Source organism: Thermomonas sp. (assembly GCF_023953935.1).
Taxonomy (GTDB): domain Bacteria; phylum Pseudomonadota; class Gammaproteobacteria; order Xanthomonadales; family Xanthomonadaceae; genus Thermomonas.
The window spans coordinates 120001-142051 of sequence record NZ_JAMLIW010000003.1 but is presented as its reverse complement, the minus strand read 5'-3'; the positions used below and the strand labels follow the sequence as shown (position 1 = coordinate 142051).

The window sequence follows — 22051 nt, the reverse complement described above, 5'->3', positions numbered from 1 at the left end:
GGGATCACGGCAGCTGTTGCGCGAACACCGTCCTGCGCAGTTGCCTGAACGGCAGATTCGGATTCGGATCGACGTTGCACAGGCAGGCCACCGTCAGCCGGCTCGGCACATGGGTCGCCAGCCAGGCCGAGAACCCGCTGATGAAGCCACTGTGCAGCGCGATCAAGCCGCCATCCCTGGTGGCGCGATCCAGCAGCAGGCCATACCCGTAGCCGGTGGCGCCCATGTTGGCATCGGCAGGATCGAACCGGTGTTCGATGGCCGGACGGCCGTCCCGCAGCCGGGCCGGGGCCAGCATCCGCTCGAGCGAAGCTCGCGAAACGACACTTCCCGAGAACAAGGCCTGATGCCACCGGCACAGGTCGGTCGCCGTCGATCGGATCGCGCCGGCGCCGCCCGCCTGTTCGACGGGCAGGCAGTCGGCATTGGCAAACGCCACCGCGCCGGCGGCGGTTGGCGTGTAGCCGTTGACCCGGTTCGGCACGACGTCCGCATTGGCATCGAACGCCGTGTCGGCCAGGCCGAGCGGCTCGAACAACAGGCGCCGCGCCGCCGTGGCCAATGGCTGTCCGGTGACCGCCTCGATGACCGCCCCCAGCAGGATGTAATTGGCATTGCTGTACAACCATGCGGTCCCGGGCGGGAAGTCGTACAAGTTCTCCTGCGCCGCAATGCGCCTGGCCAATTCCACCTGGGTGACGTTGCGCGGATCGAAAACGGACTCCGTGGCAGCGTGGACCCCGGCGGTATGGTGGATCAGCTCCAGCAGCGTGGGCGGGTGTTTCCCGGCGAAGAACTCAAGATACCGATCCAGTCCGTCGTGCACGGACAGCTTGCCCTGTTCCTCCAGCTTCGCGATCAACGCCGCCGTGAACTGCTTGGTCAGCGAACCGGCGCGGAACACGCTGGCCGCCGCGACCGGCGTGGCGGTTTCCAGATTCGCGCTGCCGCGGGCAAGCGTCACCCGCGGACGATTTTCCTGCCAGACGGACATCTGGATCCCGGGACAGGCCCGAGTGCGGATGGCCGCGTCCGCGAGCTCTGCAAGCGCGCGCTCCAAGCCATCCGGCACGGCCTCAACCGCGCCGGCAATGGACGCCGGGAACGCCGAAGCCAGCAGCAGGGTCCCGGCCGCCTTCACGAAATTGCGCCGCCCCGTCCGGACGACCGACTCTGAACCCATGTGCGCCCATCCCCGAAAAAGCGGCGTATCCACCGAAGTCCAAGAGCTTACTCGCCGGCGAGCGGAAGCAAACGGCGTCCCTGCCCCCGGTTTGCGCGGGTTCGCTACCCAAAGCCGCAGGAACGGCGTATAAACTGGATTCCCGTATGGAGAGCGATACAGCACACGCGCACCGCAAGGGTGTGGGCACGGGGTCCGTGGCCATGGCTGCGGCCGGCCTGCTGGCTTTTCCGAACCGGAATCATCCGTCGGCCGGACTGCGCCTGCTCGGGCTGGATGCCTGCGGCCGCGCGCTCGACTGGCTGAGCTGGCAAGACGCCACCTGCCTGTACGCGCGCGACGCCGTCGCCTGGACATTGGGCGACCCTTGCCTGTCGATCCACGGCGGCATCAATCGCGGCAGCGGCCGGCAAAGCCTGATCCAGCTGCATCCGATCATCGCCGCACGCGGCCACGCGCGTCCCGCCGCGCTCGACCCAACGCCCGCGTTGACCAACCCGGCGCTGTTCGCCCGCGACCAGCACCTGTGCCTGTACTGCGGGCGCGAATTCCACGGCAACACCCTCACCCGCGACCACGTCCTGCCGCTGTCCAAAGGTGGCCGCGACATCTGGGAGAACGTGGTCAGCGCCTGCCTCCACTGCAATTCGCACAAGGGCAACCGCACCCCGCAGCAGGCCGGCATGCCATTGCTGGCGGTGCCCTACCGGCCGAGCTGGATCGAACACCTGATCCTGTCCAACCGCAATATCCTCGCCGACCAGATGGCCTTCCTGAAGGCCCAGCTGCCCAGGAACCGGGCGCGCCACTTCTGAGACCATCGCCGCGTCAGCCGATCCGTGCCCGCCAGCACTGACCGGCGACGCAGGCGCGTTCCCCGGGCTGCCGCGATCGGGTATCATTCGACGCTCGCGTCGCCGTCCATCGGCGTACGCTCGGGCGTCTGCGATCGCAGCCATGTGGCACCGGCGACCCGCTACGACAAGGGGAACTCGATCATGACACTGACGTTTGGCACGACCGGGATGGACCGGGCCACCGAGGCCGCGATCCATGCCGCCTTCCAGGAGGCCAACGCCGCCTGCGGCAATCGCTGGGTGCTGACCGGCGACGACAGCGCCGAATACATCGTGGTCGACATGGACAGCCTGTACGGGCCGATGAGCTGGCTGAAGCTGCACGGGGTCGGGCGCAAGGTGATCGGGCTGACCACGGCCAAGCGCAGCAAGACGCCCTATCGGTTGCCGAAGCCGATCAGCGCCGACGACCTGACCGTACTGCTGAGTGAAATCGCCGGCGAAGAAGCCTATGAGTCCGGCCTCGTCGACAACAAGTCCACACCGCCGGCAGCGCCACGGCCCAAGGCCGAAGTAGCGCCGGTGGCCGCAACCGAAGCGGCCGTGACGACCGACAGCCCTCCTGCCCGGACGCCGCCCGAACCCGACCTGCAACCCGCCGCCGAGGCCGAGGCCGAAAACGCAGCGGACGTGGCCACCGAGCCGGTGGTTGCCGCCGTGCCGGAAACCAAGCCCGGGCCAACGGCCACCCAAACGCCACGCACCCTGCGCGGCTGGCTGGGCGCGCGCGGCGCGCAGCGCGTGCGCGTGACGGCGAAGGATGGCACCACGGTCTTGCTGGATAGCCAAGCCGGTCTCTGGCATGGCCCCAAGGAACTCAAGTCCGCCGCCCCTTGTTTTTCGGCCGAGCCCGGCGCGGTCGCATCCGAAACCCTGAATGAGGCTGACTGGAAAGCTGAAGTCGCCAAACTCGGCCCGGCCCAGCCGGTGGCACGGCTGCAATGGCTGGGCGGGCTGCTCTCGGGCAATCCGACCCACGGCGCGTTCCGGCTGCGCAAATGGCCGCAGATCGAACGCGAATACCCGCGGCACTTCCGGATCGCCACGATCATGATGAAAAGCGCGGCCAACGTCGCCGACATCGCCCAAGCTGCCGGCGTGCCGGAAGAGGAAGTCCGGGACTTCATCAACGCCAACCTGGCGACCGGCTACGCGGTCAACGCCAAGGCCGATGCGGAAGCCCCCCAGCCCGCCCCGGCGCCTACAGCACCGGCATCATCCCGCCCGGCCAGCGGCGTCAGCAGCCTGTTCGGACGGCGCAAGAAGTAAGCCCTTTGTCCACTGAACGCGTATTGCGTCCAGTGGCAACGCGACAGACATGGCAATGCTGGAAAAGCCCGCCTTGGGCTTTTCAGCCCCGTTCAGCGCAGTCCATGCCCGAACCCGACTCACGCCCGGCGGCAGTCGTCATGCCGGAATCCCGCAACGTCCGGCTCCAACACGCCGTGCGCGCCGAGCGATAGCGCAACAGCGCCTGCAGGTGCGTCGTCCCTTCCGGGTGCAGGGCCACCCGGAGCCCGAGATCCCGCAAGCTCGCTGCAATCACGTGCTCCGGCATGACCTCGACATCCGCCACCCATTCGCTCGTGCTGCGAAACCAACCCCGCGCAAGCCGGGTCACGGCGCCTTGGCGGCGCAGCCGGAACCCCTGCCGCCGGCACAGGTGCAGATACACCCGGCGATCGGGATCCACCACCCGCTCAAGCGCCTCATGGAGGCTGACGAACCCATACGCGGCGGCGCCGGAAAACGGATGCAGGCAGCGGTACAGGCCTCCATGCACGCGGGAATGACCGGCAATGCCACGCAAGGAGGCATCCGGATCGGTCCGCCAGAGCTTTTGCAGCGCATGCAGCAACGCGAATACGACGTTGTCCGACGCAAAGACCAGACCGGGCCCCTGGTCGTTGCCCGTTCGCGGCTGAATGGCACTTCGAATCCGCACCGGAGACGCGTGAATGACGAATTCACCGCCATCCGCCGCTATTCCCAATCGGTCGAGCTTCTGAAACAGCGAGGGCCGGTCGGGCTGGTCCGCGCCGAGCCGGTCCGCTGGGGTGTCGATGCGTTGGCATGGGTGCAGGAGAACGCGCGCAGCCTGCCTGAGCACGCGCCCCGCGATGGCGTCCGAAATCCCCACACCCGGATCCATCGCCGCTACTTCATTGATGGTGTGAAGTTCACCCGCCGCCGCTCGCTGATGTTCCCGTCTGCAAGCCGGCCTTCCACCAGCTCATAGCCCAGCAGCGCAAACACCCGCGGGCCGATGAAGATCGGCCGCGCATTGCCGTACCAGTCCACGCAGCTGGCCTTGCAGCCGTCATCGACGCTGCGAAACGGGCTGGCCGCCAGTTCGCCCAGCCGGCTCAGGTCCAGTGCCGCGTTGCGCAGATACAGCACCGTGGCGCTGGATGGACTGGCGCCGGCCTCCCGCGGTTCCGGCGGTGTCTCGCGCAGAACCGGCAGCCCGATCACGCCGTGCGTGGCATCGTCACGCCGGTAGAAAAACCCGTGGGTGCGGCTCTCGGACTGCCGCGACGAACCGGCCACGAAGCGCCCGTGCGGCGCGGCCGCATCGGATCCGAGCGCAATCGTGCTGAACACCAGATCGTCCTTCAGTGGCCCCACCGCCACCGCGTCCTGCCCCATCGCCTCGATGCGCTGCACCCAATGCCCCAGCGCCAGCGGGCGAATCGGGTCGTTCGGCTGCGCGTAGTGCACGGCATAGGCCGGTTCCGGCTCCGGATCCGGCGTGCCCGCGGCCTGACGCATCCAGCCATAGGGCGCAACGCCGTACAGCAGCCAGTCGCCGACGAAGCGATTTTGCCGATTGCCCGCCGCGATCGGCGGCAGGAAGCGATAGGCACCGTCGGGGGTGGTTGCCTGCAGGGTGCCGAACGCGCTCAGCGGCGTGCGCAACAGCGCGAGCTGGCCCGCGCCCCATTCGCTGCGCCACATGCCCTGCCCGCGCCCTTCCGATTGCACCAGCACGTTCAGGTGGCCGCCCGCATCCTCGTGGAACGAGAGCTGGTCGATCGGCGCGCCGTGGACCTGCAGCGCGGAAACCGCGCCGCCGTCGAGCGGCATGCGCAGCACCCGCCCGATCTGCCGTTTGCCGCCTGCGGCGATCCACACATACACGGCATCGCGCGAAACGTGGAAGGTCCGCCCGCGCGGCCCCAGCACGCCGGTGGAGGTGCAGCGCGGGGCCGCGCCCGTCAGCTCGCAGCGGGTCACGGTGTGCAGCGCAACGCCGTCGGTCAGCGGATCGATGCCCTCGTCGGCGCGATAGATCGCGGTTGCCGGCAGCAGGCGCCGGAATACCGGCTCGGCATCCCCCTGCGGCCGCGCGGCCAGGCCCGGGTAGATCAGCCTGTCCTCGCGCATGCCGCCCAGGTACAGCGGCGTGTAGAACACCAGCGTGTTGCCGATCAGGCGGCTGGCGTAGTTGCGCGAATCGTAGTAGTCGTTGCTGCGCAGATAATAGGTATCGCGGTAGTGCAAGGTTCCGTCCGCTGCCAGCGAGAACAGCCCCAGCTCGGTTGCCTGGCGTTGGTAGCTGTAGCCGATCACCACCACGGTGTCGTTGTTGACCAGCATTTCGTCGTACCAGGTGCCGCGGGGATCGGAGCCCGGCGCATACGCGTCCACACGCGAGACCGGCTGCAGGGCATCCCCTCCGATTCGGACCGAGAACAGCCGTCCGCGCCGCAGGATGATCAGGAAATCGCCGCGGCGCTTGACGATATCGCCCTCGTCCACGCCCTGGACCTGGTTGTTGGTGATGGAATCGTTGCCATTGGCGGCTGCACCCGAGACATCGATGGGATTCACCGCTCCCGCGCTCTCTGGCGGGGCCGGGGCGGCCATCGGCGGTGCAGGAATCGCCGCCGCGCTCATGGCCACCACGCCCCGCTGGGCAAGCAAGCGGCTCCATGCGTCCACCAGCTTGTCGAGCTGGCGCTGCGAGCGGAAGGTTTCCAGGTGCGCGCCCGCAGCGGGCGGCTGGGCCGCGCCCGCCGGGCCGAGGCCCGCCCACAGCCCGGCAGCGAGCAGGCAATTTCCGATACGCGATCGCGCACGCATGGCAACACTCCGAGGCAAGTTCGCAAGGGCCAGTATTGCAAAAAATCCCGGCCGCGTTCCGCCGCCCGTCCGCGGTCAGCGCGCGGAAATCCGCCACGCCCGATGGATCCGCGCATTGCGGGAAAAATCCGGCGGAAGGGTGGCCGCGCTGATCTCTTCGACCTGAGCAAATTCGGCGAGCGCGGCTTCGTCAAGCTTGAAGCGGCGGAAGTTGTTGGAGAAATACAGCACGCCATCCTGCGCCAGCCGCGCCACCGCCGCGCGCAACAGGCGCACATGGTCACGCTGCACGTCGAAATCGGCGGCGCGCTTGGAATTGGAGAAGGTCGGCGGGTCGCAGAAGATCACGTCGTATTCGCCGCGGTCGGCTTCCAGCCAGCGCAGCGCGTCGGCCTGGGCGATCCGATGGCGGGTGCCGCCAATCGAATTCTCGCGCAGGTTGTCGGCCAGCCATTCCAGATAGGTCGCGGACAGATCGACGCTGGTGGTCAGCAAAGCGCCCTGCACCGCCGCCTGCACGCTGGCCGCGCCGGTGTAGCAGAACAGGTTGAGAAAACGCTTGCCGCGCGCCTCCAGCGCCATCCGTGCGCGCAGCGGGCGGTGGTCGAGGAACAGCCCGGTGTCGAGGTAATCGAACAGGTTGACGCGCAGCTTCGCGGCGCCTTCCTCGACCGTGAGGAATTCGCCGCGATGGTCGAAACGGCCGTACTTGCTGCCGCCCTTGCCGGTGCTGCGGGTTTTCACCGCCACCCGCTCGCGCGGCAGGCCGAACACTGCGCGCACGCCGATCAGCAAGTCATTGAGGCGCTTGCGGGTGGTGGCCTCGGGAATTTCGGTGGGTGCGGCGTATTCCTGCACGTGCAGCCAGGTTTCGCCCGCCAGCGTGGTGTACACATCCACCGCGCAGGCGTATTCGGGAATGTCGGCATCGTAGGCGCGAAAGCAGGTCACCTGCTCCTGCTGCCGCCAGCGCGCCAGTTTGTCGAGGTTCTTGCGAATCCGGTTGGCGACCATCTGCGCGCCCTCCGGCAGCGCGCGTTTGTCCGTTCCCTCACGCTGCGCTGGCGCGATCGGGTCGACCGCAATCAGGCTGCATTCGATCGCCCCGTTGAAGAGCTGGTAGCTCTTCTTCGCCCGCAGGCCGGTGGCGTGGGCCAGCTCGGCATCACCGCACAGCAGCGCAGCCCGCCATTGCGGCGCGGCGTGCTTGAGCGCATCGCCCAAGGCGCGGTACAGGGCCGGATCGGCGGCCAGCCGTGCGTCATACGGCGGGTTGCACACCACCACGCCCTTCGCGTTGGCCTGCTGCGGAAGATCGGTGATATCGCGCACACTGAAGTCGATCGCTTCCCGCACTCCGGCGAGCTCCGCGTTCTCCCTAGCAGCGCGGATCGCGTGCGGATCGAGATCGCTGCCGTGGATGCAGGGCCGCAGCGCGGCCAGTCCGCGCTGGGCCCGCGCCGTCGCGTCTTCGCACAAGGCCTGCCACTGTGTCTGGTCGAAGCCCAGCCAGCGCGTCGGCGGCAAGCCGTCGTGGCGACGCAGGCCGGGCGCGACATCCGCGGCCATCAGCGCACCCTCGATCAACAGGGTGCCGCTGCCGCACATCGGGTCCAGCAGGTCGCCACCTTCGGCATAGGCCTTGGGCCAGCCGCCGCGCAGCAGCACCGCCGCGGCCACGGTCTCCTTCAGCGGCGCCACGCCTTGCACCTTGCGCCAGCCGCGCCGGTGCATCGGGCCGCCGGACAGGTCGATCGAGAGGATCGCGCGGCCCTTGCGGAGGACCAGGCTGATGCGCACATCGGGGGCTTCCACGTCCACGTCGGGGCGCTGTCCGGTCTGCTGACGCAGGACATCGACGATGGCGTCCTTGACCCGCTGCGCGGCGTAGCGCGCATGGGTGATCGCCGCGCCGGAGACATGCGCATCGATCGCGATGCTGTGCATCGGGCCGATATGCTGCGCCCAGTCCACCGCGCAGGCACCGGCGTACAGCGCATGCTCGTCGGCGCAGTCGAACTCGGCGATCGGCCACAGCACGCGGCTGGCCAGCTGCGACCACAGCACCGCGCGCTGCGCGTCTTCCAGCGTGCCTTCGACATTGGCACCCGCCATGGTCGCGGTGGCACGGGCACAGCCCAGCGCCTGCAATTCATCGGCCAGCAGGTATTCCAGGCCCTTGCCGCAGGAGGCGAAAAATTTCAAATGAACTCCGACACTCTTGGGTATGTGTCGTCATTCCCGCGGAAGCGGGACTGACGCGCAAGGGAAGCAATGACGACCTGCCGCCTCACCGTCCATGGATGCCCGCCTACGCGGGCATGACGAGCGCAGCCAGCAGCGCGGCGAACGCCTCGGCACTGGCCTGCACGTGATCGCTCAAGCGATGGCTGTCGTTCACCAGCAACAAACGCGCGGCGCGCGAGCCGGCCCAGGCCACCACCTGCGCGGCGGGGATCAGCTCGTCGTGCCAGCCGTGGATGATCGCGGTCGGCACATCGGCAGCGGGCATCGGCAGCGCGCCGGCCATGACCACCGGCGGCGCCATGAAATACAGCCCGGCCACCGGCACCTGCAGCGACACGAAGCCGCTGATGTAAGCGCCAAGGCTGGAGCCCGCCAGCACCACCGGACCGCGCCGGGCGGCGGCATCGACCAATGTCAGCAAACGCGCGATCCGCGCCGGCACGTCGCCAAGCGGGGTCACTTCCTGCCGGCCATCCAGATCGGTGTAATCGGGGCGCTCGTGGCTGTAGCCCATGCGCTCGGCGACTTCGGCCAGCGCCGTCACCTTGCTGGCGCCGGGACCGCTTTCGAAGCCGTGGGAGAGAATGCAGTGTCCTTTCATGCGCGGATGCTAGCATCGGCGCGTGCCTTCGCCTGCCATCCATCGTCATCCCCTGCCCTACGTCGGTGCGCTCGAACGGCGCGCAACGGCGCAGATCGACACCGTGGTGATCCACTGCACCGAGCTGCCGGATCTGGCCACCGCGCGGGCGTTCGGCGAGCGCTTGCTGTACCCCTCCGGCACCGGCAACAGCGGCCACTACTACATCGACCGGGATGGCCGCATCGAGGAATACGTCCCGACCGAGCGCATCGCCCATCACGTCCACGGCTGGAACGCCCGCAGTATCGGTATCGAACTGGTCAATACCGGGCGCTATCCGGATTGGCTGGACTCGCGCCATCAGGCAATGGACGAGGCCTATCCGGAGGCGCAGATCGCGGCGCTGGTCGCACTGGTCAACACCTTGCACGCGCGCATCCCCTCGCTGATCCAGATCGCCGGCCACGAGGATCTCGATACGACCGAAGTCCCGGCCAGCGACGACCCGACCCAGCGCGTTCCCCGCAAGCGCGACCCTGGTTCATGTTTTCCGTGGGAGGTGGTGCTGCAATCGGTTCCGCTGCCGCGAACGGCTTGATCCGGATCAGGAATCCAGGATCGCAGCCTGACTGGCCTTGCCGACCACCGTTCACCCTTCGACAGGCTCAGGGCGAACGGTGATGGCACTTCGTGAAGACCTCGTCGATGCCCCCCAACCCCGTTCGTGGTGAGCCAACACTCCGTTCGTGGTGAGCCAACACTCCGTTCGTGGTGAGCCTGTCGAACCATGAACGGAGTCCACATCCCGCCACGCCATCCCGCAAAACCGCCCACCCTCGGCACCCCCGGTATAATTCGCCGATGGTCTCCCCCGTCTCCGAACTGATCGAACTGCTGTCGCTGGAGCGGCTGGAAGACGACCTGTTCCGCGGCCAGAGTCGCGACATCGGCACCAAATACGTGTTCGGCGGACAGGTATTGGGACAGGCACTGTCGGCGGCGCAAGCCACCTTGGCGCAGCCGCGCGCGGCGCATTCGCTGCACGCCTATTTCCTGCGTGCGGGCAATATCGAAGCGCCGATCGTCTATCGCGTCGACCGCACTCGCGACGGCGGCAGCTTCTCGGTGCGCCGGGTCACGGCGATCCAGCACGGCCAGGTGATCTTCTTCTGCGCGGCGTCGTTCCAGGAGCACGAAGACGGCGCCGAACACCAGCTGTCGATGCCGGAAGTGCCCAAGCCCGAGGATTTGGAGCCGTCGCCGGCGGTGCCGCCGGAAAAACTCGCGCTGTTGCCGATCAAGGTGCAGCGCTGGCTGGACCGGCATGGCCCGTTCGAATTTCGCCACGTCTATCCGCGCGATGAACTCAACCCGCCCAAGCGGCCGCCCTTTCAGCAGGTCTGGTTCCGGCTCAGCGCAAAGGTCGGGGACGCACCTGAGCTGCACCGCGCCCTGCTCGCCTACGCCAGCGATTTCCACCTGCTCGGCACCGCCACCTTCCCGCACGGCATCAGCTACTACCAGCCGAACGTGCTGATGGCTTCGCTCGACCACGCACTGTGGTTCCATCGTGCGTTCCGCGCCGACGACTGGTTGCTGTATTCAATCGACAGCCCCAGCGCGCAGGACGCCCGCGGCCTGGCGCGCGGGCAGATCTTCGACCGCAGCGGCCGGCTGATCGCCAGCAGCGCGCAGGAAGGGCTGATCCGGGTGCTGCCCGACCGGACGCCACCGTGAGGCAGGTGTTCCGCAGCCAGCGGCTGGAAAACGTGGAAGCCGCCGCCGACCTGCTGCGCAAGCAAGGCATCGAGGTCAAGATCAGCAATGGCCGCTCCTGGCGCGGGCACCGACGCGGCAATTTCAGCTACGACCTGCGCAAGGCCCGTGATCCGGACGCGCTGCCGACGCTGTGGATCATCAACGCCGACGACCAGCCGCGCGCACGCCAGCTCCTGCGCGACCTGGGCTTGCTGGAATCCACCCGCGACGGCAATGCCGATGCATTGTCGAACACCCGCTTCGAGTTCGCTCCGGGATCGGGCGCCAATTCACCGGCACGCAAGCGCTGGCGGATTGGTGTGCTGGCGATGATCGCCATCGTGATCGCGCTGATCGTGTTCCTGCCGCGCCACCGGCCTGCCTCAAGCGCCGCGCCGACGGCGGCCCGAGCGCACGCCGCACCGCCGCCGGTCGTTCCGGAGGCCATCACCGAAACTGCAATTTTCCGCCTGGACGTGCCCAAGGCGCTGGCCGTCAAACTGATTGCAACCGTGGCCGCCAGCCAGGGCGCCAGGACCAGCTGCGTGCGGGTTGACGGCCGCGATCCGGCGCCGGAGATCGTGTCGCAGGCCGCTGCAGCCGGCGTCACCGTCCAACCCGCCTCTGCCTGCAGCGACCCGAACGCGCTGCGGGTCGAAATCGACAACTACCTGACCGACGGCAGCGGCGAGGGCGAAGTCCAGCTGAAAATCGGCGCCGCCGCCGCGCAGGGCTTCCGTGCCCGACGCGACGGCGTCCATTGGAGCGTGCAGCCAACGCACTGAGCCGGCGCCGGACCGATGGCCGCGCGCGACCGTCACCCTTGGGAGACGCCGCGGCTGCCGGTCACTGCGCCGGCGTCGCTGCGGCAGGTGCCGGGGCTCCCGCAGGACCGCGCTGGCCGCGCTGGCCGCGCTGATCGCGGTGCCCCATCATCGACCCACAGGCTTCGCGCAGCTTCGCGAACTCGTCGCGGCTGAGCTGACCGTCATGATTGGTGTCGGCCTTGTCGAAGCAGGCCATGCGCTGCTGCTGCATGCGCGCCTGCATTTCCGGCGTCATCGCCCGGTGCTCACCGCTGCCGCGCCGGCCGGAGCGATCGCCACGCTGCTGCATGCGCCAGGCCTTCATTTCGTCGGCCGACAGCTTGCCGTCCTTGCTGGTATCGATCTGGTCGAAGCTGGTGGCCAGGCGCGGGAATTTCGCGGCCTCCTCGCGGGTGATCACGCCGTCGCCGTTGGCATCCACGCGCATGGCGTGGGCAGGGCGCGGCGCCGAAGTCGCCGGCGCGGCGGTCGCACTCCCGGTCGTGCTCTGGGCGAATGCCGTTGCCGACAGGCCGGCGGATGCGAGAATGAGGACAAGCAGGCGCGTCTTTTTCATGAACCGTTCTCCTCCCGGAACCGTCCGGGGATGACCTGATAACGCCCCGCTCCGAACGGCGTTGACGCCGCATTCCGACTGGCAACTGAACAAGCGGCTATGCTGGCGGCATGGGCGGCAGCGACGACTCCCTGCGACTGTTTCGTACCGCGCCCCATCCGTGCGGCTACTTTGCCGAACGGGAGGCGCGCGACCTGGTGCTGGACCAGCGCGACCCGCGCCTGCCGCAGTTCTATCCGATGGCCCTGGACTGGGGCTTTCGTCGCTCCGGCGACATCGTCTATCGCCCCAGCTGCATCGGCTGCAATGCCTGCGTGGCGGTGCGCGTCCCGGTGGCCGCGTTCCAGCCGGACCGAAGCCAGCGCCGCTGTCTGCGCCGCAATGCCGATATGGACACCCGGATCGTCCAGGCCGAGTGCAACGAAGAACGACTGGCGCTCTACCAGCGCTATTTGGCGGCGCGCCATCCCGGCGGCGGCATGGACGGACACGGCCGCCATGAATTCGAACAATTCCTGATCGGCAGCTGGAACGACAGCCGCTTCCTTGAATTGCGCGAACACGGCAGCCATCGCCTGCTCGCCGTCGCCGTCACCGACCGCGTCCCCGATGCGCTGTCGGCGGTCTACACCTTCCACGAACCGGAGGCCGTGCAGCGCGGACTCGGCACCCTGGCCATCCTGCGCCAGATCGAATGGGCACGCCGCGAGGGCCGCAGCCATCTGTACCTCGGCTACTGGATCGACGGGCACCGCAAGATGGATTACAAACGCCGGTTCCAGCCGCTGGAGCGCTTTGATGGGCGCGCGTGGCGGCCGTGGACGGACGAGGCGGGCCGTCGGCAACTGCCGCCGCATGTCGGGGATGCCGCTGCCTGCTGATGCCGCCGAGCCTGTGGCCGACGGGCCGCGCCTGCCCTATGCCGGGGGCAACGCTGGCGGCGGGGCGTCGGTGGCCGCCGTTGGCGCCGTCGTCACGGGTTCCGACGCCTCCTTGACCCCCACGGCCACCGGCTTGGTGCGATCGTAGAACCCGAATTCGGCATCGGCGCGCGCCGACACGATCATCCGCACCATGTTGCCTGGCACCATCAGCTCCAATTCGACGGTGCGGCCGTCCGGCGCCCGCCCTTCCAGGGTCATCTCGACGAAAGCGCCGCCGGTATCCACCTCGCGACAGGGCACGAACGGCCCTGCTGGCCCCATCTGGAGGTAAGGCTTGATGCCATCCCCCAGCGCTTCGAGCGCCGGCGGAAAGAAGAACACCGCATATCCGGAAGACTCTGCCATCCCGCCATCCTCGCACACGCGGCGGGGCAAGGGCCAGCGCGGCCGACCTTGCGCTCCGGCGCAATGCCGTTCGATCGCCCCCTTGCGTGAACCGGGAGCTTGCCTCTTCGCTGCAACCCCGGCGCATGCGATCCTTGCCCCATGTCGATGCGCCCGCTCCTTGCCGCTTGCCTTGCCGCTTGCCTCGCCGCCGCATTGGCCATGCTGCTGGCGGGTTGTTCGGCGCCCAGCCTGCCGTTTGCCCGGCTGGCCGGGCTGGTGACCAATCGTCAAATCAGTGAAATCAGCGGGCTTGCCGCCTCGCGTGCCCACGCGGACGTCCTGTGGGCCCACAACGACAGCGGCAACCCGGCGCGGCTGTACGCCATCAGCCGGCGCGGGCGTCTGCTGGCGCGGTTCGACGTGGAAGGCGCGAAAAACGTCGACTGGGAAGACATTTCCAGCTTCGACCTGCAGGGTCGCCATTACCTGCTGCTGGCCGACACCGGCGACAACGGCGGGCGTCGGCGCGACTTCGTCCTGTACGTGTTCGAGGAACCCGCCACGCTGGAAAACGGTCAACTGCGGCCCGTCTGGAGCATCCATGCCCGCTGGCCGGACGGCGGCGCCCGCGACTGCGAAGCGGTGGCCGTCGATGCCGCGCACGGGCAGATCCTGCTGATCTCGAAAAAACGGGTACCGCCGGAGCTGTTCACCCTGCCCTTGGCCGACCCCCACGGCGCCACGCTGGAAGCGCGCCGGGTCGGTCGACTGGTCGGCATACCCCAGGCCAGCGCTGAAATGCGGAACAAGGATCCGGAACTGGCTGCCTTGTTTTCCCAGGTGACGGCGGCCGACATCTCGCCGGACCGCAGCACCCTGGCCGTGCTGACCTACGGCAGCGTGCTGTTCTATCGGCGTGCCGATGGCGAAGACTGGGCCGACGCGGTTTCACACCCGCCGGAAGCGCACGACGTGCCGCCCATCCCGCAGGCGGAAGCGCTGACCTGGAGCGCCGGCGGCGCCGGTCTGTACGCCACCGGCGAGTTCAGCCCGGCGCCGATCTTCTACCTCGTTCCCCAGCAGTGATCGGGCGCGAACGACCGTTCGTCGGGTGGCTCTTGTATGTTAGATATCATTTTGATATCAATATGCCGCACACCTTCGCGAGACTCCGCCATGAAAGAAAATCCCGTCCATTCCCTGCCCGGCATCCCGTTCCTGATCGCGGTGTTCCTGATTGCCGCCGCGGGCATCTGGCTGTTCATCACCGGCGTCGGCCCGGACGTCGACAGCCCGGAAGGCCCCGCCTCCGTGGCCAATCTCCTGCTCGGTCTGCTGGTGCTGGCGCTGGCCTTCCTCAGCCTGATCGGCCTGTACAAGGTCGAGCCCAACCAGGCCGCGGTGTTGAGCCTGTTCGGCAAGTACGTCGGCACGGTCAAGACCAACGGCCTGCGCTGGAACAACCCGTTCTTCGGCAAGAAGAAGGTGTCGCTGCGGGTGCGCAATTTCGAATCCGGCAAGCTCAAGGTCAACGAGCTGGAAGGCAGCCCGATCGAGATCGCCGCGGTGATCGTCTGGCAGGTCATGGACAGCGCCGAGGCGGTGTACAACGTCGATGACTATGAAAGCTTCGTCCACATCCAGTCCGAATCCGCGCTGCGGGCGATGGCCACCAGCTATCCCTACGACGTGCACGAGGAAGGCCAGCTGTCGCTGCGCGGCAACGCCACCGAGATCAGCCAGCATCTGCGGGACGAATTGACCGAACGTCTGGCCGACGCCGGGGTGGAAGTGCTCGACGCCCGCATCAGCCACCTCGCCTACGCCCCGGAAATCGCCCAAGCCATGCTGCAGCGCCAGCAGGCCAACGCGATCATTGCCGCCCGCACCCGCATCGTGGCCGGCGCGGTGGGCATGGTCGAAATGGCGCTGAACGAACTCAAGAAGAACGGCGTGGTCGAACTGGACGAGGAGCGCAAGGCGGCGATGGTCAGCAACCTGCTGGTGGTGCTGTGCGGCGAACGCGCCACCCAGCCGATCGTCAATACGGGGACGTTGTATTGAGGGCCGTGATTGGGGATTGGGGATTGGGGATTCGGAAGAGCAAGAGCGCGTTGCTCTGCTTTTCGGAGACATCCAGCCCCGATCCCGCATCAAGACTCACAAAGCGCGAATCCCCCCGCTCTTTCCAATCACCAATCACCAATCACCAATCACCAATCACCAATCACGAATCACGAATCACGTCTTCATGTCCGAAAAAAAGGCCTATCCGCTGCGCATCAATGCCGAGGTCCTTGTGGCCGCGCAGCGCTGGGCCGACGACGAACTCCGCAGCTTGAATGCGCAAATCGAATACGTGTTGCGCGACGCACTGCGCAAGGCCGGGCGTCTGCCCGACTCCAAATCGAAATCCGCGAGGGAACCATGAGTACGAAGTGGAACTACCTGGTCATCGAACTCAAGACCGGCCTGATGGGCGGCTTCAAGCTCGAAGCCCTGCAGGAAGAACTCGACCGCCAAGGTCGCAATGGCTGGGAACTGGTCAACGTGGTCCACGCCACGCCCACCGTGTCCTCCCCCACCCTGATCTTCAAGAAGGAAGCCTGACATGCGCCGCACCCTGCTTTCCGTTCTTCTGACCGCCTGTCTGGCTGCCAGCCCCGTCGCCTTCGCGCAGGACGCCGTCCCGGCAACTCCGGCTGCGATCGCCGCCCAGGCGCTGGATCACCTCGACGCCGGGCAGTACGCACAGGTCGAACAGTTGTTCGGTGCGCAAATGGCCGCCGCCGTTCCCGAGGACAAACTGAAGGCGGTGTGGGAATCGCTGCCGGGCATGGTCGGCGCGGCCACCGGTCGCGGCGAGGCGCAGACGGCCGAACAGAATGGCGCCACCTTGGTCACGATTCCCCTGCATTTCGAGAAAGGCGAAATGCTCGCCAAATTCGCCTTCGATGGTGAAGGCAAGATCGTCGGCTTCCTGATCCAACCCGCGCCCACGGCCGAAGCCGTCCCTCCGGTTGCCGCCGATGCGCCGTTCACCGAGCAGGATGTCAGCGTCGGTGACGGCGAACGTGCCCTGCCCGGAACGCTGGCCATGCCCAAGGGCGACGGCCAGGCTCCTGCGAAACTCGTTCCGGCGGTGGTGCTGGTGCACGGCTCCGGCCCGCAGGATCGCGATGAAACCATCGGCCCGAACCGGCCCTTCCTCGACATCGCGCGCGGGCTGGCCGCGCAAGGCATTGCCGTGCTGCGCTATGAAAAGCGCACCAAGGCGCGCCCGCAGGATTTTGCCAGCGGCGAGTTCACCATCGATGATGAGACCACCAATGACGCTGTCCTCGCGGTCGAAGCGCTGCGTCATGTGCAGGGCGTCGATCCCGACCGCATCTTTGTCCTCGGCCACAGTCAGGGCGGGATGATGGCACCGCGAATCGCCGCGGTGTCCGGTCATGTCGATGGGCTGATCCTGCTGGCCGCACCGTCACGCTCATTGCTCGACATCGTGATCGAGCAGAATCGTCGCCTGGCCGCCTTGAACGATGGCAAGATCGACGACGCCGAACGCGCCGCGATCGCGGCACTGACCGACCAGGTCCGCCAGGCCCGCGACCCGCTGACGCCGGCCACCACCGCCACCCTCATGGGCCAGCCCGCCGGCTACTGGCGCAGCGTCGATGCCGTCAATCCGGTGGCGGAGGCCGAACAGGTCAAATTGCCAATGCTGATCCTGCAAGGCGCACGCGACATCCAGGTGGTCGATGCCGACTGGCAGAACTGGCGCGAGGCCTTCCATACCGACCCGAAGGTGACCTTCAAACTGTATGAGTCGCTCAACCATCTGGGCATCACCGGCGAAGGCGACGGTTCACTGGCTGAATACCAGCAGCCCGGTCACGTCGATGCCAGCCTGATCCGGGATGTCGCCGAATGGATCAAGGCGCACTGATTCATGGACAACGCCACACCCGAAACCTTCGACGTCAGCCCGCCCAGGGTCCTGGCGCCGCTGTCGATGATCGCGCTGGTGGGCCTGCTACCCCTGGGCATCATGCTCTACGCGATCCTCGATTCGGCCCAGGGTCCGCTCAAGACCCTGTACGCGCTGCTGCCTCCGATCGGCTTCGTGCTCGTCATGCTCCCAGTGCTGTTGTGGCTGATGCATCGGCGTGCGGTGACGCTGGATGGCAGCATGTTGCACGTCCGCGCCGCGATGTACGCCAAGCGCGTTGCCGTCGCTGAACTGGACCTGGAGCGCGCTCGCACGGTCAATCTGGACGAACACACCGAACTGCGCCCCGGCTGGCGGAGCAACGGCTACGCCACGATCGGTTATACCGCCGGGCATTACCGGATGCGTAACAACCTGGGCAGCGCCTTCTGCCTCCTGACCCAGCGCCAGCGCGTGCTGTGGCTGCCACTGCGCAACGGCAAGCAGCACATCCTGCTCAGCCTCGAACGCCCACAGGTGCTGTTGGACGCCCTGCGCGCCGCATCGGCGACCTGAATCCACCGCGGCAATGGCCTATCCTGCGTCCATGCGCGCCAGCTGCATTCCGCTGCAAGCCACCCTGCTCAACACCCCGGACATCGAGCTGTGGCCGGGCGGGCTGCTGCATGCCCGCAGCAACGCCCACGCTCGCCTGCTGGCGCGCGCGCAGCGGGTCTTGCGGCGCAAGCGCGATGGGCAATATCTCGCGGCTGCGCTGGCTGAAGGCCTGCAACCGCTGATCCCGAACCTCGGCCGCGAACCCGGTCTGGCCAGCGCCAAGCGCGCCCTCGCTCAGGACGCTGCCCGCCACCGCAACGGGCTCGAACGGGTCGCGACGCTGCCCTTGCATCGAATGCAAGTCCGTCTGGAAATCCTGGGCCTGGACGCCGACCGCTATGCCGCACGCAGCGGCCTTGCCCTGATCCCTGAGCCGACGCAGATGCGTTTTGCCGGCTTCGATCGCTGGCGGCGGCCGCTCTGGCTCGATCCGGGCGCCGCCCGCGCTTGGGGACGGATGCAGGACGCGGCGCTGGAAGCTGGCATCGTGCTGGAAGCGATCTCCGGCTATCGCAGCCACGATTACCAGCTTGGCATCTTCGAACGCAAACTGGCGCGTGGACAGACGATCGATGAGATCCTCGCGGTCAACGCCGCGCCCGGGTTTTCCGAACACCACTCGGGGCTGGCGCTGGACATCGGCACGCTGGACGACCCCCCGGCCGAGCAATCCTTCGAAGCCACGCCAGCATTCGTCTGGTTGCAAACACACGCACCCGGACACGGATTCCACATGAGCTACCCTCGCGACAACCCGCACGGCATCGTCTACGAGCCGTGGCACTGGCGCTACGCCAGCTTCACGATCTGAGCTCGCCCGCCCAAGGAAAAAACCCCCGCCCAGAGGACTGGACGGGGGTTAGGTGTAAGGCCCTGGCGATGACCTGTTGCAGTCCGCCGCTGCGCGGCGCACAGCAACGGGCTGGCCGGATAAGATGGCCGGCCGCAAAGACAAACCCCCAGCTCATTGAGCTGGGGGTTTGCTTTCGATAAAGGCCCTGGCGATGACCTACTCTTGCATGCGGATGCACACTACCATCGGCGCGGCTGCGTTTCACTTCCGAGTTCGGGATGGGATCGGGTGGGACCACAGCGCTGTTGTCACCAGGGAGAGGGTGGAGGGTCGCTGACGGCATCACAGGATGCCAAGCGCACACGCTCTCGTGGGGTTGCGGGCTCTTCCTGGGAAGTCGGCACAAGGATGTGCCGGCTCTTGCGAAGGACTCGCGGATAAGTGGGAAGTAGCGAACATTGACTGACGAGGCCCAACGTGCGTCGAGGCCAAGGGCTTTGGTCAAGCCAAAGCAATTTGAGGTGATATGGTCAAGCCACACGGATCATTAGTACAGGTAAGCTCAACGCATTGCTGCGCTTACACACCCTGCCTATCAACCACCTGGTCTTGATGGTTCCTTCAGGGGACTTGTGTCCCGGGAGATCTCATCTTGAGGCGCGCTTCCCGCTTAGATGCTTTCAGCGGTTATCGCTTCCGAACATAGCTACCCGGCAATGCCACTGGCGTGACAACCGGAACACCAGAGGTTCGTCCACTCCGGTCCTCTCGTACTAGGAGCAGCCCCTCTCAAATCTCCAACGCCCATGACAGATAGGGACCGAACTGTCTCACGACGTTCTGAACCCAGCTCGCGTACCACTTTAAATGGCGAACAGCCATACCCTTGGGACCGACTACAGCCCCAGGATGTGATGAGCCGACATCGAGGTGCCAAACACCGCCGTCGATATGAACTCTTGGGCGGTATCAGCCTGTTATCCCCGGAGTACCTTTTATCCGTTGAGCGATGGCCCTTCCATACAGAACCACCGGATCACTAAGTCCTACTTTCGTACCTGCTTGAGCCGTCGCTCTTGCAGTCAAGCACGCTTATGCCTTTGCACACAGTGCGCGATGTCCGACCGCGCTGAGCGTACCTTCGAGCTCCTCCGTTACTCTTTGGGAGGAGACCGCCCCAGTCAAACTACCCACCATACACGGTCCCCGACCCGGATTACGGGCCCAGGTTAGAACGTCAAGCACATCAGGGTGGTATTTCAAGGTTGGCTCCATGCCAGCTAGCGCCGACACTTCACAGCCTCCCACCTATCCTACACAGACGAACTCAACGTTCAGTGTAAAGCTATAGTAAAGGTTCACGGGGTCTTTCCGTCTTGCCACGGGAACGCTGCATCTTCACAGCGATTTCAATTTCACTGAGTCTCGGGTGGAGACAGCGCCGCCATCGTTACGCCATTCGTGCAGGTCGGAACTTACCCGACAAGGAATTTCGCTACCTTAGGACCGTTATAGTTACGGCCGCCGTTTACTGGGGCTTCGATCAAGAGCTTCGCCTTGCGGCTGACCCCATCAATTAACCTTCCAGCACCGGGCAGGCGTCAGACCCTATACGTCCACTTTCGTGTTTGCAGAGTCCTGTGTTTTTGATAAACAGTCGCAGCGGCCTGGTTACTTCGGCCTCGCTCAGCTATGAACCATGCGAGGCGCACCTTCTCCCGAAGTTACGGTGCTATTTTGCCTAGTTCCTTCACCCGAGTTCTCTCAAGCGCCTGAGAATTCTCATCCTACCCACCTGTGTCGGTTTGCGGTACGGTCTGCATACACTGAAGCTTAGGAGCTTTTCCTGGAAGCGTGATATCGGCAGCTCTGTCCAATTGGACTCGTCCTTGGTCTCAACGTTGCACTCCCGGATTTGCCTAAGAGCACCGCCTCAACCCTCTCACCGGGACAACCAACGCCCGGCCTGCCTAACCTTCTCCGTCCCTCCATCGCATGTATGCGAGGTGCTGGAATATTAACCAGCTTCCCATCGACTACGCATTTCTGCCTCGCCTTAGGGGCCGACTCACCCTGCGTCGATTAACGTTGCGCAAGGAAACCTTGGGCTTTCGGCGTGCGGGCTTTTCACCCGCATTGTCGTTACTCATGTCAGCATTCGCACTTCCGATACCTCCAGCAGACTTCTCAATCCACCTTCGCAGGCCTACGGAACGCTCCTCTACCGCGCACAACTCCGAAGAATCATGCACCCCAAGCTTCGGTTTACCGCTTAGCCCCGTTAAATCTTCCGCGCAGACCGACTCGACCAGTGAGCTATTACGCTTTCTTTAAAGGATGGCTGCTTCTAAGCCAACCTCCTGGCTGTCTGTGCCTTTCCACATCGTTTTCCACTCAGCGGTAATTTGGGACCTTAGCTGTGGGTCTGGGTTGTTTCCCTTTTCACGACGAACGTTAGCACCCGCCGTGTGTCTCCCATGCAGTCCGTCTCGGTATTCGGAGTTTGCAATGGTTTGGTAAGTCGCGATGACCCCCTAGCCATAACAGTGCTCTACCCCCGAGAGGATTCACATGAGGCGCTACCTAAATAGCTTTCGAGGAGAACCAGCTATCTCCGGGTTCGATTAGCTTTTCACTCCTAATCACACCTCATCCCCGACCTTTGCAACGGGCGTGGGTTCGGGCCTCCAGTACCTGTTACGGTACCTTCACCCTGGGCATGACTAGATCACCCGGTTTCGGGTCTACTGCCTGCGACTATGCGCCCTTGTCAGACTCGGTTTCCCTTCGCCTCCCCTATACGGTTAAGCTCGCCACAAACAGTAAGTCGCTGACCCATTATACAAAAGGTACGCCGTCACCCCGTGCTTCAAAAACCCTGCTTTTGAAGCTGGGATTCGGGATTCGTGATTCGGGATTGGCAAAAGCTCGCGCTTCCCCAACCTCACTCCACGCGCATCCCGCCGGCTTCAGGCACAAAGTGCTTGAAGCACGGGGCTCCGACTGCTTGTACGCACACGGTTTCAGGTCTGTTTCACTCCCTTCACCAGGGTTCTTTTCGCCTTTCCCTCACGGTACTGGTTCACTATCGGTCGGTCAGGAGTATTTAGCCTTGGAGGATGGTCCCCCCATGTTCAGACAGGGTTTCACGTGCCCCGCCCTACTCAATTTCATCGAACAAGCCCTTTCGCATACAGGGCTGTCACCTCCTACGGCCACCCTTTCCAGAGTGTTTTGCTAGAACTTGCTCGACTTTTGGGCTAGTCCGCGTTCGCTCGTCGCTACTGACGGAATCTCGGTTGATTTCTTTTCCTCCGGGTACTTAGATATTTCAGTTCTCC

At 65.7% G+C, this 22051-nt stretch carries 19 protein-coding genes, 2 rRNA genes and 1 pseudogene (1 of these 22 cut by a window edge); 13 read left to right on the top strand and 9 right to left on the bottom strand.

The window, feature by feature from the left end; all coding sequences use genetic code 11:
- Positions 1–4: 4 nt before the first annotated feature.
- Positions 5–1141 carry a serine hydrolase domain-containing protein gene (locus M9902_RS04965; RefSeq protein ID WP_297221413.1) on the bottom strand — a complete coding sequence of 379 codons (1137 nt, stop codon included), beginning with the start codon at positions 1139–1141 and terminating at the stop codon, positions 5–7.
- Between the two features lie 299 nt (positions 1142–1440).
- Between M9902_RS04965 and M9902_RS04960 the strand changes: the two are divergent.
- Together M9902_RS04960 and M9902_RS04955 are read left to right on the top strand one after the other, a co-directional pair.
- Positions 1441–1998, top strand: a pseudogene (locus M9902_RS04960) (HNH endonuclease); the annotation flags it as partial.
- Positions 1999–2181: 183 nt separating this feature from the next.
- Positions 2182–3309 carry a hypothetical protein gene (locus tag M9902_RS04955; RefSeq protein WP_297221412.1) on the top strand — a complete coding sequence of 376 codons (1128 nt, stop codon included), beginning with the start codon at positions 2182–2184 and terminating at the stop codon, positions 3307–3309.
- An 82-nt stretch (positions 3310–3391) separates the two neighbouring features.
- On the opposite strand, the gene M9902_RS04950 is transcribed toward M9902_RS04955, so the two are convergent.
- The 4 genes from M9902_RS04950 to M9902_RS04935 form a co-directional block, all read right to left on the bottom strand.
- Positions 3392–4192: a hypothetical protein gene (locus tag M9902_RS04950; protein WP_297221411.1), complete on the bottom strand. Its 801-nt coding sequence runs from the start codon at positions 4190–4192 to the stop codon at positions 3392–3394.
- Between the two features lie 5 nt (positions 4193–4197).
- Positions 4198–6126 (bottom strand): beta-propeller domain-containing protein, encoded by a 1929-nt coding sequence (locus M9902_RS04945; RefSeq protein WP_297221410.1) that lies wholly within the window; start codon positions 6124–6126, stop codon positions 4198–4200.
- A 75-nt stretch (positions 6127–6201) separates the two neighbouring features.
- Complete coding sequence (rlmKL, locus tag M9902_RS04940) at positions 6202–8331, bottom strand: bifunctional 23S rRNA (guanine(2069)-N(7))-methyltransferase RlmK/23S rRNA (guanine(2445)-N(2))-methyltransferase RlmL (protein WP_297221409.1); 2130 nt, start codon at positions 8329–8331, stop codon at positions 6202–6204.
- Positions 8332–8437: 106 nt separating this feature from the next.
- Positions 8438–8974: a hypothetical protein gene (locus tag M9902_RS04935; RefSeq protein WP_297171785.1), complete on the bottom strand. Its 537-nt coding sequence runs from the start codon at positions 8972–8974 to the stop codon at positions 8438–8440.
- Positions 8975–8996: 22 nt separating this feature from the next.
- On the opposite strand from M9902_RS04935, the gene M9902_RS04930 reads away from it, so the two are divergent.
- The 3 genes from M9902_RS04930 to M9902_RS04920 all read left to right on the top strand — a co-directional run bounded on the left by M9902_RS04930 (position 8997) and on the right by M9902_RS04920 (position 11499).
- Positions 8997–9554: an N-acetylmuramoyl-L-alanine amidase gene (locus tag M9902_RS04930; RefSeq protein WP_297221408.1), complete on the top strand. Its 558-nt coding sequence runs from the start codon at positions 8997–8999 to the stop codon at positions 9552–9554.
- A 263-nt stretch (positions 9555–9817) separates the two neighbouring features.
- Entirely contained in the window at positions 9818–10693 is an 876-nt protein-coding gene (locus M9902_RS04925; protein WP_297221407.1) for an acyl-CoA thioesterase II, read from the top strand.
- Positions 10690–11499 carry a hypothetical protein gene (locus tag M9902_RS04920; protein WP_297221406.1) on the top strand — a complete coding sequence of 270 codons (810 nt, stop codon included), beginning with the start codon at positions 10690–10692 and terminating at the stop codon, positions 11497–11499. Before M9902_RS04925 ends, M9902_RS04920 begins: the two co-directional genes overlap by 4 nt.
- 61 nt (positions 11500–11560) lie before the next feature.
- On the opposite strand, the gene M9902_RS04915 is transcribed toward M9902_RS04920, so the two are convergent.
- Entirely contained in the window at positions 11561–12097 is a 537-nt protein-coding gene (locus M9902_RS04915) for an EF-hand domain-containing protein (protein WP_297221405.1), read from the bottom strand.
- 110 nt (positions 12098–12207) lie between these two features.
- Between M9902_RS04915 and M9902_RS04910 the strand changes: the two genes are divergently transcribed.
- On the top strand, positions 12208–12978 hold the full coding sequence (locus tag M9902_RS04910) for an arginyltransferase (protein ID WP_297221404.1): 771 nt from the start codon (positions 12208–12210) through the stop codon (positions 12976–12978).
- A 36-nt stretch (positions 12979–13014) separates the two neighbouring features.
- Here the strand turns inward: M9902_RS04910 and M9902_RS04905 are convergent, their stop codons facing one another.
- The gene (locus M9902_RS04905) at positions 13015–13386 is read right to left on the bottom strand and encodes a hypothetical protein (protein ID WP_297221403.1); all 372 of its coding nucleotides are present in this window, start codon (positions 13384–13386) and stop codon (positions 13015–13017) included.
- 141 nt (positions 13387–13527) lie between these two features.
- Here M9902_RS04905 and M9902_RS04900 point away from each other — a divergent pair, with 141 nt between their 5' ends.
- From M9902_RS04900 to M9902_RS04870, 7 genes are all read left to right on the top strand, one after another.
- On the top strand, positions 13528–14454 hold the full coding sequence (locus M9902_RS04900; protein ID WP_297221402.1) for a hypothetical protein: 927 nt from the start codon (positions 13528–13530) through the stop codon (positions 14452–14454).
- A gap of 90 nt (positions 14455–14544) precedes the next feature.
- Positions 14545–15432 (top strand): SPFH domain-containing protein, encoded by an 888-nt coding sequence (locus M9902_RS04895; protein WP_297221401.1) that lies wholly within the window; start codon positions 14545–14547, stop codon positions 15430–15432.
- Positions 15433–15619: 187 nt separating this feature from the next.
- Positions 15620–15799, top strand: a complete 180-nt coding sequence (locus M9902_RS04890) for an Arc family DNA binding domain-containing protein (protein WP_297221400.1) — start codon at positions 15620–15622, stop codon at positions 15797–15799.
- Positions 15796–15978 (top strand): DUF4177 domain-containing protein, encoded by a 183-nt coding sequence (locus tag M9902_RS04885; protein WP_297221399.1) that lies wholly within the window; start codon positions 15796–15798, stop codon positions 15976–15978. The genes M9902_RS04890 and M9902_RS04885 overlap by 4 nt, the downstream gene beginning before the upstream one ends.
- 1 nt (position 15979) lies before the next feature.
- Entirely contained in the window at positions 15980–17317 is a 1338-nt protein-coding gene (locus tag M9902_RS04880) for an alpha/beta fold hydrolase (RefSeq protein WP_297221398.1), read from the top strand.
- 3 nt (positions 17318–17320) lie between these two features.
- Complete coding sequence (locus M9902_RS04875) at positions 17321–17875, top strand: hypothetical protein (RefSeq protein WP_297221397.1); 555 nt, start codon at positions 17321–17323, stop codon at positions 17873–17875.
- A gap of 31 nt (positions 17876–17906) precedes the next feature.
- Positions 17907–18728: a M15 family metallopeptidase gene (locus M9902_RS04870; RefSeq protein WP_297221396.1), complete on the top strand. Its 822-nt coding sequence runs from the start codon at positions 17907–17909 to the stop codon at positions 18726–18728.
- A 185-nt stretch (positions 18729–18913) separates the two neighbouring features.
- On the opposite strand, the gene rrf is transcribed toward M9902_RS04870, so the two are convergent.
- Together rrf and M9902_RS04860 are read right to left on the bottom strand one after the other, a co-directional pair.
- A 5S ribosomal RNA gene (gene rrf, locus M9902_RS04865) occupies positions 18914–19026 on the bottom strand.
- Positions 19027–19236: 210 nt separating this feature from the next.
- Positions 19237–22051, bottom strand: a 23S ribosomal RNA gene (locus M9902_RS04860); it runs 178 nt beyond the window's last position.

Coding starts and splice junctions, on each gene's coding strand:
- M9902_RS04910 (WP_297221404.1), top strand. CDS start 12,208: ATGGGCGGCAGCGACGACTCCCTGCGACTGTTTCGTACCGCGCCCCAT.
- M9902_RS04935 (WP_297171785.1), bottom strand. CDS start 8,974: ATGAAAGGACACTGCATTCTCTCCCACGGCTTCGAAAGCGGTCCCGGC.
- M9902_RS04895 (WP_297221401.1), top strand. CDS start 14,545: ATGAAAGAAAATCCCGTCCATTCCCTGCCCGGCATCCCGTTCCTGATC.
- M9902_RS04925 (WP_297221407.1), top strand. CDS start 9,818: ATGGTCTCCCCCGTCTCCGAACTGATCGAACTGCTGTCGCTGGAGCGG.
- M9902_RS04950 (WP_297221411.1), bottom strand. CDS start 4,192: ATGGATCCGGGTGTGGGGATTTCGGACGCCATCGCGGGGCGCGTGCTC.
- M9902_RS04945 (WP_297221410.1), bottom strand. CDS start 6,126: ATGCGTGCGCGATCGCGTATCGGAAATTGCCTGCTCGCTGCCGGGCTG.
- M9902_RS04900 (WP_297221402.1), top strand. CDS start 13,528: ATGTCGATGCGCCCGCTCCTTGCCGCTTGCCTTGCCGCTTGCCTCGCC.
- M9902_RS04870 (WP_297221396.1), top strand. CDS start 17,907: ATGCGCGCCAGCTGCATTCCGCTGCAAGCCACCCTGCTCAACACCCCG.
- M9902_RS04885 (WP_297221399.1), top strand. CDS start 15,796: ATGAGTACGAAGTGGAACTACCTGGTCATCGAACTCAAGACCGGCCTG.
- M9902_RS04880 (WP_297221398.1), top strand. CDS start 15,980: ATGCGCCGCACCCTGCTTTCCGTTCTTCTGACCGCCTGTCTGGCTGCC.
- M9902_RS04875 (WP_297221397.1), top strand. CDS start 17,321: ATGGACAACGCCACACCCGAAACCTTCGACGTCAGCCCGCCCAGGGTC.
- M9902_RS04905 (WP_297221403.1), bottom strand. CDS start 13,386: ATGGCAGAGTCTTCCGGATATGCGGTGTTCTTCTTTCCGCCGGCGCTC.
- M9902_RS04955 (WP_297221412.1), top strand. CDS start 2,182: ATGACACTGACGTTTGGCACGACCGGGATGGACCGGGCCACCGAGGCC.
- M9902_RS04890 (WP_297221400.1), top strand. CDS start 15,620: ATGTCCGAAAAAAAGGCCTATCCGCTGCGCATCAATGCCGAGGTCCTT.
- M9902_RS04915 (WP_297221405.1), bottom strand. CDS start 12,097: ATGAAAAAGACGCGCCTGCTTGTCCTCATTCTCGCATCCGCCGGCCTG.